The sequence below is a fragment of the Hymenobacter sp. HD11105 genome (genome assembly GCF_054051685.1).
The window spans coordinates 758,924-771,543 of sequence record NZ_JBSWBR010000001.1; the positions used below are offsets into that span (position 1 = coordinate 758,924).

Annotated in this window: 12 protein-coding genes; 8 read left to right on the forward strand and 4 right to left on the reverse strand. The window is 53.7% G+C overall.

Annotated elements, in window-relative coordinates; all coding sequences use genetic code 11:
* Window positions 1-182: 182 nt before the first annotated feature.
* Window positions 183-938 carry a hypothetical protein gene (locus tag ACW9KT_RS03380; protein ID WP_457077977.1) on the forward strand — a complete coding sequence of 252 codons (756 nt, stop codon included), beginning with the start codon at window positions 183-185 and terminating at the stop codon, window positions 936-938.
* 66 nt (window positions 939-1,004) lie between these two features.
* On the opposite strand, the gene ACW9KT_RS03385 is transcribed toward ACW9KT_RS03380, so the two are convergent.
* From ACW9KT_RS03385 to mscL, 3 genes are all read right to left on the reverse strand, one after another.
* Window positions 1,005-1,442, reverse strand: a complete 438-nt coding sequence (locus tag ACW9KT_RS03385; protein WP_457077978.1) for a hypothetical protein — start codon at window positions 1,440-1,442, stop codon at window positions 1,005-1,007.
* 98 nt (window positions 1,443-1,540) lie between these two features.
* Window positions 1,541-2,521 carry a DUF3078 domain-containing protein gene (locus ACW9KT_RS03390; RefSeq protein WP_457077979.1) on the reverse strand — a complete coding sequence of 327 codons (981 nt, stop codon included), beginning with the start codon at window positions 2,519-2,521 and terminating at the stop codon, window positions 1,541-1,543.
* Window positions 2,522-2,616: 95 nt separating this feature from the next.
* Window positions 2,617-3,039, reverse strand: a complete 423-nt coding sequence (mscL, locus tag ACW9KT_RS03395) for a large conductance mechanosensitive channel protein MscL (RefSeq protein WP_457077980.1) — start codon at window positions 3,037-3,039, stop codon at window positions 2,617-2,619.
* Window positions 3,040-3,191: 152 nt separating this feature from the next.
* Between mscL and ACW9KT_RS03400 the strand changes: the two genes are divergently transcribed.
* From ACW9KT_RS03400 to ACW9KT_RS03430, 7 genes are all read left to right on the forward strand, one after another.
* Entirely contained in the window at window positions 3,192-3,980 is a 789-nt protein-coding gene (locus ACW9KT_RS03400) for an enoyl-CoA hydratase/isomerase family protein (protein ID WP_457077981.1), read from the forward strand.
* An 84-nt stretch (window positions 3,981-4,064) separates the two neighbouring features.
* Window positions 4,065-5,582, forward strand: a complete 1,518-nt coding sequence (locus ACW9KT_RS03405; RefSeq protein WP_457077982.1) for an oligosaccharide flippase family protein — start codon at window positions 4,065-4,067, stop codon at window positions 5,580-5,582.
* A gap of 123 nt (window positions 5,583-5,705) precedes the next feature.
* Window positions 5,706-6,140 (forward strand): dUTP diphosphatase, encoded by a 435-nt coding sequence (gene dut / locus ACW9KT_RS03410; protein WP_457077983.1) that lies wholly within the window; start codon window positions 5,706-5,708, stop codon window positions 6,138-6,140.
* A gap of 120 nt (window positions 6,141-6,260) precedes the next feature.
* Window positions 6,261-7,271 (forward strand): sugar phosphate nucleotidyltransferase, encoded by a 1,011-nt coding sequence (locus ACW9KT_RS03415; RefSeq protein WP_457077984.1) that lies wholly within the window; start codon window positions 6,261-6,263, stop codon window positions 7,269-7,271.
* A 123-nt stretch (window positions 7,272-7,394) separates the two neighbouring features.
* Window positions 7,395-9,221, forward strand: a complete 1,827-nt coding sequence (locus ACW9KT_RS03420) for a tetratricopeptide repeat protein (protein WP_457077985.1) — start codon at window positions 7,395-7,397, stop codon at window positions 9,219-9,221.
* On the forward strand, window positions 9,214-9,978 hold the full coding sequence (locus ACW9KT_RS03425) for a DUF4292 domain-containing protein (protein WP_457077986.1): 765 nt from the start codon (window positions 9,214-9,216) through the stop codon (window positions 9,976-9,978). Before ACW9KT_RS03420 ends, ACW9KT_RS03425 begins: the two co-directional genes overlap by 8 nt.
* Complete coding sequence (locus ACW9KT_RS03430; RefSeq protein WP_457077987.1) at window positions 9,962-11,329, forward strand: murein hydrolase activator EnvC family protein; 1,368 nt, start codon at window positions 9,962-9,964, stop codon at window positions 11,327-11,329. Before ACW9KT_RS03425 ends, ACW9KT_RS03430 begins: the two co-directional genes overlap by 17 nt.
* A gap of 36 nt (window positions 11,330-11,365) precedes the next feature.
* Here the strand turns inward: ACW9KT_RS03430 and ACW9KT_RS03435 are convergent, their stop codons facing one another.
* On the reverse strand, window positions 11,366-12,616 hold the full coding sequence (locus ACW9KT_RS03435) for a homoserine dehydrogenase (protein WP_457077988.1): 1,251 nt from the start codon (window positions 12,614-12,616) through the stop codon (window positions 11,366-11,368).
* Window positions 12,617-12,620: the final 4 nt, after the last annotated feature.

Here is a 12,620-nt window from a genome sequence, read left to right on the forward strand (position 1 = left end):
ATAAAAAGCCCCCCGTCATACCGCTGGGGGGCTTTTTGCGTTTAGCCCAAAGCTGAATGCTCGCCGCAGAATCATGTAGCTTTGCGGACCATTTACTTACCACTAATGCACGGGTGCTGTCGCGCCAATTGCTTTTGATTCCTATGAGAGCTTTTTCGCTTCTACTTTGCCTTGGATTCTGGATGAGTACTACTGCGCCCACAGTGGCGCAAACGGCCCACCGGTCCGGAGCCAAATCCCAAACAGCTACCGTTTCAGGTAAGACGACTAAGCCGGCAGCGGCCAAACCAGCACAAAGCCCGACAGCGAAGCCCGCCTCGCCCCGCTCTACTGCGCAGTCGCCCGCTCGTGTGCCGGCCTCGACTCCTGCCGAAGAGGAAATCCCCCCGCTGGACACTCGCTTCCCTGAACTGTTCACGCCCGAAAGCACGCCCACGTTTCGTAAGGGTTTCTCAATCGTAAATCTGGGCTTAGGGTTGATAAGCCCTAATAATGGATACGATTTGTTTGGGGCCGTAAAGAGCTCGCCGGCCATCACTCTATCTTATGAAAAGGGTGTGATAGATGGGATTGGGCCAGGCACAATCGGTCTAGGTGGCTTGATTGGCTACAAGCGCTACCACTACGATTTCCCCCGCACCGACGATAAGGCTACCTGGACCGACTTGGTAGTAATGGGCCGTGGTACCTACCACTACAATTTTACCTCTGATCCGAACCTTGATACCTATGGTGGTGTAAGTTTAGGAATTCGGTATAACCTCTATAAAAACGAGGTTTCTCCCGACCGTGACCGCTACAATGGCGACGGACTGCATCTGGCCTATGGTCTTTTTGCCGGTGCCCGTTACTACCTCACTGAGCGGTTCGGGGCCTTCGGAGAAGTTGGCTACGATATGTCTTACCTGAAACTGGGATTAACCTATCGAATCAAATAAATTCATTTTATCCTCATTAAAAAAGCCCCCCAGAATCATTCTGGGGGGCTTTTTTAGTAGACACATCTAGAAAAACAGGAAGCCGTTCCGTTTCTTATGCTTGAGCGGTTTGCCTTTTGGGTCAATACCAGGAGCGGCCCGACCCTGTCCGCGTTTTTGCCGGTTGGTACCGACGCGCTTGTCTTTGAATTTCTTGACGGTGAAGCCGCCTGCGCCTTTATCATATTGGCGGGCTGGACCAGTACCGCGCCCAAAGCTGGTGTTGGCGGTGGCACCCGAGCGAGCCTCCAGAATCTCTAGCTGCTGATCGCGCTTGGCCTCATTAGGATTCATGCCCATACGGCGCTGCATCCGCGCCACATCCGCAGGGTCGTCCTTGGCTTTCTGCCGCCGGGGCTTGCCAGCGTCAGGCTGATCGGGAGTGGGAGCGGTAGTTTGAGCGTAAGCAGGTGCAATGAACAGACCGGAAAAAACCAGCAGGGCGCTGGCCAATAACTTTTTCATGCAATAAGATATAGAGGAGTACAGGCAGTAAACGCTGGTTGGGCAATTTTCGTACCCGACATCGGCAACGGGGCCTGCCCAAAGTTAGTTTCAAACGCCTAAAACTTGTAAGTCAGGCCGATACCTAGCGTTTCCTTGAACTGCACCCGCTTGCCCCTACCGTCCATAACATCGTCATCATTGGTATCAATGGGCACCAGAATGTCGTCGTCGTAAATAAGAATGGTCGAGATGTTGGCACTAATAAAGCGGTTGACCTTGAAGTTGATCAGCGTTTCCCAATTCACATCTATGTTCTGCGGATTGCGCAGGTAGTTGCTAAACAGGTCGAGCCGGCTTTGCAGGGTTACATTGGGCAGTACAGGTCGCCGGTATTTCACGTTTAAAAAGGTGCCCAACTCCTCCCTGAAGCGCCGGCCCGTGCCTCGAATAGGGATGTCGCTGGTATCACGGCGGGCGGGGCGCACGCCAAACGCCCCTGCATCGGCTAAGTCTTGGTAGGCTACTACTGTGAACTTGCCGGTAACAGGCGAAAGAAATACTGATAGCTGATCCGTAGGCTTATAATCGATGCCTACGGAAGCTAGAATGAAAGCCGGCGCGAAGAAGCGCGACAACAGCGAATCAGGCGTATCAATTGATTTGGTTGGCGTCAGCTGGGTTTTAACGTTTAGCTGGGCCGCATAATAAAGCTGGGGCGAGAATTCGTAGCCATACTTAGCGTTGACTTCCAGGCGGTCATCATTTTTACGCAGGCGAGCTGGCCCCGCCTTCAATAAGCCATACACGGCATCACCCGTCAAGTCGAAGATGCGCTTGTTGCGACGATGGTGTAGATTAACATTGGTGAGAGCCAGCAAAGACAAGGAACTTTGCCCCCCAGGCGCCCAATTGCTCAGGCTTACTTGACTGAAATTGAGAGTGCCCATGCCCCGGCGCCGCCAGCCCTGCACAGTATCGGGGGCAGCAGCTTGCTTATCCGACGATTGTGCCTCCGCCATCAATGGCCCCAGCAGGAGCAGCAGCAACCCTATTATTCTACCAAAATTTGCCCCCCAGCGGTGAGTGCGAATGCTCATACCTCAACTTTTGTCGGCGCGAAATACGACAAAAGAATAGCTCATCCGTACGCTGGCGGGCAAATTTTACTTGTTGCTGATCGGCTGTGGACTTGTTAGGACCGGCGCAGGGCGTCGCGAATTTCCATAAGCAAAGCCTGCTCTTTTGTGGGGCCTGGGTCGTTCACGGCAACTACTTCGGTAGGCTGGCGGAAGCGATTAGCAAAGCGCACGATCAGGAAAACGCAGAAAGCAATGATGAAGAAGTAGATAACCGCATTCAAGAACAGCCCGAAGTTAAGAGTAGCTGCGCCAGCCGTTTTGGCTGCCTCAATGGTAGGATACGACTTTCCATCAAGTGCCACAAACCAGTTCTTAAAGTCAATGCCGCCCGTAACCAAGCCTAGAATTGGCATCAGAATATCCTCGGTGAGAGAAGTGACGATCCGGCCAAAAGCCGCGCCGATGATAACACCAACGGCCAAATCGAGCACGTTGCCTTTGGCAACAAACTCTTTGAATTCAGAAACTACGCTCATAGAATGAAGGGGTTAGAGGGAATCTAGGTTGAAAGTAAATATATTATTTCTAACATGAAGGCTTCTAATGGCCGCTCATGGCGCTACAGTGGCCTGCATTGGTTTTGCTTTATCTTTGCCCCCATTCTATATTTCTGCTCTGCATCTACCCCATGATAACCTTCGAAAATCTGCTCCTTGATTTAGATGCCGCCTCCGGTATCCTCACCATCACTCTGAATCGTCCGTCTAAGCTCAACGCGCTCAACAGCGCCACTATTAGTGATATTCACGGGGCTATGCAGCAAGCCCTAGACGACGAGCGGGTGCGCGGCATCATCCTGACGGGAAGTGGGGAGAAGGCGTTCGTGGCTGGCGCCGACATCGCCGAGCTGGCCGATTTGAACGAGATCAGCGGGCGCCGATTCGCCGAGCAGGGGCAGGATGCATTTGCGCTGATCGAGGAAAGCACCAAGCCCGTTATTGCGGCCGTCAATGGCTTTGCGCTGGGCGGTGGTGCTGAGCTAGCCATGGCCTGCCACTTACGCGTGGCCAGCGAAAACGCTCGTTTTGGGCAGCCAGAGGTGAACCTGGGTCTTATTCCGGGCTACGGCGGCACCCAACGGTTGCCGCAGCTAGTGGGCAAAGCCAAGGCACTTGAAATGATGCTGACTGGCGACCCCATCAAGGCCGATGAAGCGTTGCGTCTAGGCTTGGTAAACCACGTAGTGCCCCAAGCCGAGCTGCTTGCGTTTTGCCAACAACTGCTGTCGCGCATTCTTACCAAAGCACCTTTGGCCCTCGGACTAGTGATTGATTGTGTAAACTCCTACTACGACCCAGAGCGCCACGGTTACCAGACCGAGGGAAATTCCTTTAGCCGGTGCTGCGGTTCGGCTGACTTCCGCGAAGGCACACGCGCCTTTCTAGATAAGCGTCCTGCCGAGTTCAAAGGAAACTAAGACACCTTGCTCGGTGAAGGGTGAGGTGCGAAGAATCTCCTTCGCGGCTCACCCTTCATTCCTCATTTCCATTCTTTATTCTTTATGAGCGTCGCCAAGAAGCTGGCCAGCCAAACGGCTGTGTATGGCCTTAGCAGCATTCTGGGGCGGGCGCTTACGTTCGCGCTGGTGCCGTTGTACACGGCCCAGTTTGCGCCGGGCGAGTATGGTATCGTCACGGATCTGTATGCCTACGTAGCCTTTCTGAACATTGTGTTCACCTACGGTATGGAAACGGCCTATTTCCGTTTTGCTAACCGCCCAGGTACCGACCGCCGCCAGCTTTACAATCAGGTGATGAGCCTGCTCCTGACTAGCAGTCTCGTGCTCAGTGGCTTCTTAATTCTACTGTCAGGCCCCATCGCCGACATTCTGCGCTACCCTGACCGCACTACTTATATCATATGGCTAGGCATCATATTAGGTCTTGATGCCGTAGTAGCGGTGCCTTTTGCCCGACTGCGCCTAGAAAATAAGGCTACGAAATTTGCCGCGGTTCGCTTCACGAATACGCTGGTGAATGTCGGCTTGTCGCTGTTTTTTATCGTGTTCTGTCGCGAGGTCTATGAGGGCCGACTCCTGCCCGAACTGCGGCCGCTGGTAGAGCGCATTTATAGCCCGACGCTGGGGGTTGGCTACATATTCCTGATCAATCTGATTGCCAACGCGCTGTATATTCCGTTGCTATGGCGTGAGTTGCTCGACTTCCGCTTCCGGCTGGATCTGGCAGCGGTACGACCCATGTTAGGTTACGCCTATCCTCTGATGCTGATGGGCCTGGCGGGCATGGTAAACGAGGTTATTGACCGGATTCTGCTGAAATACTGGCTGCCTGAAGGCTTTTATCCGGGCCAATCTAACCTAACGGCGGTCGGTATTTATGGGGCTTGCTACAAGCTGGCTATTTTTATGTCGTTGGTTATTCAGGCCTTCCGCTACGCCGCTGAACCCTTTTTCTTTTCGCAGGCTGCCGATAAAAACTCGCCAGCAACGTTTGCGCTGGTGTTGAAGTGGTTTACGATCTGCTGCGCTGTCATTTTTGTAGTCATTAGCGTTTTTATCGAAGATTTTGGGCTGCTCCTGCGCAATCCCGAGTACCGCACGGGCTTAGTCGTGGTGCCCATATTACTGCTGGCAAACCTGTTTCTGGGGGTTTATTACAACTTGTCGGTGTGGTTTAAGCTTACCGACAAGACTTATTTCGGTACCTATATAAGTGCTGGTGGGGCAGTGCTAACCGTGGTCCTCAACCTGCTGTTGATTCCGGTGCTCGGCTACGTAGGCAGCGCCCTAGCTACGTTGGCCTGCTACTTTATGATGGCCGCCGTGTGCTGGTGGCTGGGCAATCGGCACTTTCCCGTTCCGTACCCTGTAGCCCGCATCAGCGCTTGGCTGCTGCTGGCCATCGGGCTGGTTGCCGCTACCTGGTACCTCGATATTCCAAACTATTGGCTGCGTCACGCTTTCCATTTGCTGGTGTGTCTGGCGTTTGTGGGGGGCATTTTCTTGGTAGAGCGCACTGATCTGACGCGCAAGCCGGAGGCACAAATCAAGCAGATCTAGCGAGGCGAGCACCGAAAAAGCCCCCCAGCTTCTTTTTCTGCGCTCAATTACTGCTCCTAGTTAATACGCGCGCATTATATTCGTCTACTAACGCCGTTTCATCTGTAGGCCTATCTTTGTCGCATGCTGATTCCAGTTATCAACCGCTCCACGCATCCGCTGCCAGCTTACCAAACTGCCCACGCTGCCGGTATGGACGTGCGCGCTTACCTTACCGAGCCCGTTACCTTGCGCCCTCTGCAACGCGCCCTCATTCCCACGGGGCTTTTTATGGAGATTCCGGTAGGCTACGAGGTGCAAGTACGACCCCGTAGCGGACTGGCGTATAAGCACGGCATTGGCATAGTAAATAGCCCTGGCACCATCGACGCCGATTACCGTGGCGAGCTAAAAGTGCTGCTGGTTAATCTGTCAGATGAGGAATTTATAGTGCAGGACGGCGAGCGGATTGCTCAACTCGTGGTAGCCCGGCACGAAACAGCCGTTTGGCAGGAAGCTGCTACTCTTAGCGAAACCTCGCGCGGAACAGGCGGATATGGCAGCACCGGTGTCAATTAGTTTTTGCTTTAACCATCATCAGATTCTGCGGGCATAATGGCTCGAAGCAACCCAAGAACCGTATTTCAGTTAGTATACATTCTAAGCTACCTAAACTAGCAACCTCAAACTCCCTACTACATGAAAATCATCGTCCCGATGGCCGGCATGGGCAAGCGCATGCGTCCCCACACCCTTACTGTTCCTAAGCCTCTGATTCCGATTGCGGGCAAACCCATCGTGCAGCGCCTCGTGGAGGACATTGCCAAAGTGTGCGGCGAGCAAGTGGATGAAGTAGCTTTTATTATCGGACGCTTTGGGGAAACGGTGGAGAAAAGCTTGGTGAAGATTGCTGAGTCAGTAGGGGCGAAGGGCTCGATTTATTATCAGGATGAGCCTCTGGGCACGGCTCACGCGATTCTTTGTGCCAATGAATCGCTTAGCGGTCCGTTGGTAGTAGCCTTTGCTGATACCTTGTTCAAGGCTGATTTCACGCTCGATAGCTCAGCAGCCGGCACTATTTGGGTGCAGCGCGTGGATGACCCTAAGCCCTTTGGCGTAGTAAAGCTGGACAACCAGGGTCAGATTACGGACTTCGTAGAAAAGCCCACCGAATTTGTGTCAGACTTGGCCATCATCGGCATTTACTACTTCCAGGACGGTGACTATCTCCGCGACGAGCTACAGTTCCTGCTCGACAACGACATCAAGGACAAAGGTGAGTATCAGCTCACCAACGCCTTGGAGAACATGAAAAACAAGGGCACCACTTTTGTGCCCGGCCGCGTAACCGAGTGGCTCGACTGCGGCAACAAGGATGCGACTGTATTCACCAATCAGCGCTACCTGGAGTACCTGCAGGAGCGGGGCGAGAATCTGGTAGCTGATTCGGCCAAAGTGACAAACTCAATTGTTATTCCGCCAGTGTATATTGGTGAGAATGCGATAATTACCGATTCGGTGGTAGGCCCGCACGTGTCATTGGGTGACCATGCGAACGTCCGGCAGTCGGTAGTTTCTAATTCTATCGTGCAGCAGTCGGCCACGGTATTGAATACCAACGTAACGAATTCTATGATCGGCAATCACGCTACGGTAACCGGTGTGCCCCACGATTTGAGCCTTGGCGACTATAACACGCTGCGCGTGTGATATTTTTGACCTCTCGGACGTTAGCAGTAGCGCGGACATTTGTCCGTTGGTTTGTTTAGTGCGAAGCCTGCTTCGTTTTAGTACCTTCTGAACAGCGGAATAGTAGTCCGCGCTCCTGCGTCCATGAGTCGTATTTCTGTATATCTGTGTTTGTTGCTCAGCCTGCTTATGGCCGTTCCGTCGGCGCAGGCCCAGCAGCCCGCGCCCGCCGAAAAGGCCGCGCCCGATGCTAAAAAAGCTAAGCCCCGTAAGCTCAGTCGGCGGGAGAAGAAAGAGCTTAGTCGTCGCGCCGAAGTAGAAGCTGCTCAGCTCCGCGCCGGCGCTACCCTCTCTACCCGCGACCGGGATATGAGCGAGTCGTATTTTGTGGATGGAGTGAAGTATGTATTGCTCGAAGATTATAATAAAGCCCTAGAGCGCCTGCTTAAAGCCTATGCGCTGAACCCCACCAACGCGGCAATCAACTACAAAATAGCGGAAACGAACCTGCTGAGTGGCAACCTCAAAGACGCTACCAATTTTGCCCAGGCTGCCGTCAAATTTGCCCCCCAGAATGCATATTACTACCTGCTGCTGGCCCAGATCTATTCTTCACAGAAGCAATTTGATCAGGCGACAAAGGTGTATACAACCTTGATCAAGGAAGTACCCGATTCGGACTACTACCTGTTCAATCTGGCGGATTTGTATATGGCGCAGGGCAAGCTAAACGATGCCCTAGCAACCTTCGAGCAAGCGGAGAAGAAGTTTGGCGCCTTGGATGAAATTTCCTTCAAGAAGCAGCAGATTTATCTTAAGCAGAATAACCTTGATAAAGCCCTTCAGGAAGGAGAAGCGCTGATAAAAGCTAACCCTGAAGAGGTGCGCTACGTGCTGGCCCAAGCCGAGATGTACGCTTCCAACAACCGCTTGCCCGATGCTATCCGGGTAAGTGAGCAAGCCCTGCGGCAAGATCCCGATAATCCCCAGGCGCGGATGATTTTGGCTGATGTGTACCGTTTGCAAGGCAACTCAATGGAGTCAGCTAAGCAAATTAAGCTGGCTTTCAACAGCCCGGCGCTGGACATCGACGATAAAGTGCGCATTCTGGTTGACTACATCAAGCAACTGCCTAATCCGGCTCTGGAACAAACCGCGCTGGATTTGGCTACCATTACTACCCAAGTACATCCGAAAGAGGCAAAAGCCTTTTCAGTGGCTGGCGATTTACAGACGATTACCGGGCACAAAGCAGCCGGCCGCGACGCCTATCTGCAAGCCATTCGCCTCGACGACTCGAAGTTTTTGCTTTGGCAGCAGGTAGTGTTGATTGATGCCGAGCTAAACCAAACCGATTCGCTGCTAAAGCACACAGAGCGCGCCCTAGAGCTGTTTCCGAACCAGGCGGCTATGTGGTTTTACAACGGGGTAGGACATATTCTGAACAAGCAGCCTGTGAAAGGGGTGAAATCGTTGGAGTATGGCCGCAAACTGGCCACAGATAACCCGGAACTGCTAGCCCAATTCGATACTCAGCTTGGCGATGCGTACCACGAGCTAAAGGAGTATTCGAAGTCGGATGCGGCTTACGAGGCGGCGCTGAGCTTCGACGCCAACAATGCGCAGGCCCTGAACAATTATAGCTACTTCCTCTCGTTGAGGGGCGAAAAGCTGGAGAAAGCTAAGGAGATGTCGGGTAAGCTGGTGAAGCAATTCCCCGACAACGACACTTATCTCGACACGTATGCATGGGTTCTATATAAGCTAAAAGACTACCAAGGCGCCCGCCAGGCCTTGGAAAAAGCCCTCAAAACCACCACCGATGCCACCGTGATAGAGCACTATGGCGACGTGTTATTCAAACTTGGCGAAAAGGATAAAGCTCTGACCCAGTGGCAGCGCGCCCAGAAAGCCGGAGGCGCGTCGGCGTTTATCGCCCGTAAGATCAAAGACCAACAACTGTATGAGTAACCGCTTTTTGCTGCTTTTTCTAGTTATCACCACCCTCGGAAGTTGTGCTCGCAAGGCTGTTCCAGCCAAAACCATAATTCCTCCGGCTACAAGTGCGGTGCACGCCAACAACGTAGAATTTCAATACCTCTCAGCGAAAGGCAAAGCGCAGATTGAGCAGAACGGTAACAAGCTTCCCAATGCGAACTTAACACTGCGTATGCGCCGCGACAGTGTCATCTGGATATCGGTTTCGGTGGCGGGCTTTGAAGGCGTACGCGCCTCTATCACGCGCGACTCCGTACGGATAATGAATAAGTTGCAGCGCGAATATTACTCCGGCGACTTTGCTTACCTAAGCCGGCAGCTAAACGTAACAGTGACGTTTGAGCAGGTGCAGGCCTTGCTATTAGGTAATTATTTGCCCTCCAGCAATGGTGCTGAACCCACCGTGACGCTAGAAGGCAACACCCAGCGCGTACGGTATAACCAGGCCAGCATCTTGATTGAGCAACTCATTTCGATGAGCTTAGGTAAAGTGCAGAAGCTGAACGTGCTGGATGACGCGAGTAAGAACAACTTCACGGTTGACTACTCCGACTTTCGTGCTCTTCTGCCCACAAACCAGAACTTTGCTTATAATACAGTGCTTCAGGCGCGTCAGGCCAGCGGTCAAACCAGTGCCTCGGCAGCCATCAATTACCGTAGCGTGGACGTAGATAAAGAGCGCCTAGATTTCCCGTTCTCGGTACCTTCGGGCTATGTACGTAAAAAGTAAGCGCTGGCTTTGCTGGCTGCTGTTGGGGATGCTGCTGGTGCAAGCCACCCCATCAGTCGCGCAGCAAAGCAGCAAAAGCAAGTCATCGGTTAAGAAAAGCACGCCTAAGTCGAAGGCCCAACTGGAGAGGGAGCGCCTAGCTAACTTACGTCGCATTCGCGAAGCTAGCCGCATTCTGGCCCAAACCCAGAAGCAAAAGGAGGCATCCTTGGGGCAACTAAATGCCCTGAAGGAAAAGCTGGACGTGCAGAAGGGCGTAATCCGTAATATCTCGTCGGAGCTCAAATACATTGAGTCGGATGTAAAGCAGACGGAAAACCAGGTGCAGCAGACCCAGCAAAGTCTGGAGCAGCTGAAGGCGGAGTATTCGCGCCTAATTTATGCCTCCTCGAAGACGGCGAACAGCTATAATCGCCTTATGTTCTTGTTTGCGGCTGAGTCGTTTAATCAGCTGATGCTGCGGCTGCGCTACATTCGGCAGTACTCGGAAGTGCGCAAGGCTCAAGCCGCTCAAATCACAAGCGTGCAGCAACGCCTCAACCGCCAGCTTACTGGCCTGACGGAGAAAAAGCAGGAGAAAAGTAGCTTGCTAAGCACCCAGCTGGCCGAAAACCGCAACCTGAACACCTTAAAAACCCAACAGGATCAGGTAGTTACCAAGCTTAGTCAGCAAGAGGAAGAGTTGCGGCGGGAGCTAGCCAATCGGCAGGAGGCTGTTCGTAAGCTTGATGATCTGATTGCTCAGCGCGTGCGTGACGAAATTGCGCGCGCCGCGCGGGCCGCTGCCGCAAGGGCCGCTGCTAAAGCTGCCGCCGAGCGGGCCGCTGCCGGCGGCGCCACGCGTAGCCCCGGCAGTACCGCTCGTACCAATCCCGAGGCCGAAGCCGCCGCCACGCGCGTAGACCGCGTCACGCTCACTCCGGAAACTGCTATTATCTCGTCTTCCTTCGCCGAAAATCGTGGCCGGATGCTGTGGCCCGTAGCGCGGGGCTTCATTTCCCAACACTTCGGCCGGCATGCTCACCCGGTTCTCAAAAATGTAATTGTAGAGAACCGCGGCGTCGATATTCAAACCAATGCTGGAGAAGCTGTGCGTGCCGTATCGGCTGGTAAAGTGCTGACGGTTACGAGTATTGCGGGAATGAATAACATCGTGATGGTGCAGCACGGCGAGTACTTCACGGTGTATGCCAAGCTGCGCAGCGTGAGCGTAAGTGAAGGTGATAATGTGCAGGCCAAGCAGTCGATTGGTACAGTGTACACCAACTCGGAAGGTACTTCGGAGCTGCAATTTCAGGTGTGGCGCAACAGTTCCAACCTAAACCCTGAAAGCTGGTTGGGACGCAAGTAAACCACGGGTGTATTACAAGCTATTCGTGCTTCTAGCCTAAAACGCCAGCTCAACCGGAGCTTGCTCCTGTTTTTGCCCCCCAGCTGCAAAGCGTATCTCTCCAGTACGAACCAGGAAAACGCCTTGCTGGCGTAGCTCGTCGCGGAGTTGAAGGAGCGTTTCTAAGTGAACAAATCCAGTTGCGTAGGCTGAATCAGGGCTGTTTTGAGCAACGCCGTTCTGCAGCCCCAGCGCCTGCAGAAGGGTGGGGTTGGCGCCGCGCACGCAGACTTCCACTTCGTAATTGGTGGTGTAGATGGGCGCAGTGGGGGAGGAGTGCTTATGATAAGCGTAGCGGTAACCTTGGCGCAAGGCGGCCAAATCGGCGAGTACAGCCGAGCCGGTGGGATGACCACCAGCACCGCGGCCGCGCAGAAACTGGGCATCGGCAAAAGCGGCTTCGATGACTACGCCGTTGAATTCGCGCTCTACTGTGTAGAAGGGCGATTCGGCGCTCACAAACTGCGGTGTCACGAGCACCGTGATGCGGCCGTCTTCTAAGCGCTGCAAACTGGCTACAACTTTTATTTTTTGCCCCCCAGCCGCCGCTTGTTGAATATCCTGAGCAGTGATGTTTTCAATGCCTAGGTTAAGAACCTGATCAGGGTACAAGAGCAAACCGTAAGCGTGCACCGCCAGAATAACGGCCTTCGACCGCGGATCGAAAGCGCCCATATCGAGTGTAGGATCGGTTTCGGCGAAGCCTAAAGCTTGGGCTTCAGCTAAGGCTGCGCTGTAACCGGAGCCCTCCTCGCTCATGCGGGAGAGCACGTAGTTGGATGAGCCATTAAAAATGCCCCCCACACGGTGTAGGGGCTCACTGCCGAAGTAGCTTTCGAGGGTGCGGATAATAGGAATGCTGCCACAAACAGAAGCCTCATACAACAGAGTGCCGCCGTAGTGTTGCTGTAATTGCACCAATTCGGGCAAGTGCCGGGCAACCATGGCTTTGTTGGCCGTCACGATCTGGCGCCCGTGGCGCAGGGCCGTACTCACCAAGCGAAAGGCCTCGTCGGCGTCGTCGATTACTTCTACCAGCACGTCCAGGTCGGGGTCGGTGAGCAGGTCGTCGGCGTGGAAATCGAAGCGGCCGGCGGGTAGCGTGCGGGGCTTGGTGGGACTCTTGACCGCAATGCGCTTCACGACGGCGCCAAACTCGGGCAGCTTTTGCAGAATGTCGTACAGCCCTTGCCCTACGCAGCCAAACCCAATCAATCCAATGCGCAGCCGACTTTTATCAGATATCATACGA

What these genes read in the sequence shown, in the direction of transcription:
- ACW9KT_RS03425 (WP_457077986.1), top strand. Translation starts at nt 9,214, where the DNA reads ATGAGTAACCGCTTTTTGCTGCTTTTTCTAGTTATCACCACCCTCGGA.
- mscL (WP_457077980.1), bottom strand. Translation starts at nt 3,039, where the DNA reads ATGAGCGTAGTTTCTGAATTCAAAGAGTTTGTTGCCAAAGGCAACGTG.
- ACW9KT_RS03380 (WP_457077977.1), top strand. Translation starts at nt 183, where the DNA reads ATGAGTACTACTGCGCCCACAGTGGCGCAAACGGCCCACCGGTCCGGA.
- ACW9KT_RS03400 (WP_457077981.1), top strand. Translation starts at nt 3,192, where the DNA reads ATGATAACCTTCGAAAATCTGCTCCTTGATTTAGATGCCGCCTCCGGT.
- ACW9KT_RS03390 (WP_457077979.1), bottom strand. Translation starts at nt 2,521, where the DNA reads ATGAGCATTCGCACTCACCGCTGGGGGGCAAATTTTGGTAGAATAATA.
- ACW9KT_RS03435 (WP_457077988.1), bottom strand. Translation starts at nt 12,616, where the DNA reads ATGATATCTGATAAAAGTCGGCTGCGCATTGGATTGATTGGGTTTGGC.
- dut (WP_457077983.1), top strand. Translation starts at nt 5,706, where the DNA reads ATGCTGATTCCAGTTATCAACCGCTCCACGCATCCGCTGCCAGCTTAC.
- ACW9KT_RS03385 (WP_457077978.1), bottom strand. Translation starts at nt 1,442, where the DNA reads ATGAAAAAGTTATTGGCCAGCGCCCTGCTGGTTTTTTCCGGTCTGTTC.
- ACW9KT_RS03415 (WP_457077984.1), top strand. Translation starts at nt 6,261, where the DNA reads ATGAAAATCATCGTCCCGATGGCCGGCATGGGCAAGCGCATGCGTCCC.
- ACW9KT_RS03420 (WP_457077985.1), top strand. Translation starts at nt 7,395, where the DNA reads ATGAGTCGTATTTCTGTATATCTGTGTTTGTTGCTCAGCCTGCTTATG.
- ACW9KT_RS03405 (WP_457077982.1), top strand. Translation starts at nt 4,065, where the DNA reads ATGAGCGTCGCCAAGAAGCTGGCCAGCCAAACGGCTGTGTATGGCCTT.
- ACW9KT_RS03430 (WP_457077987.1), top strand. Translation starts at nt 9,962, where the DNA reads ATGTACGTAAAAAGTAAGCGCTGGCTTTGCTGGCTGCTGTTGGGGATG.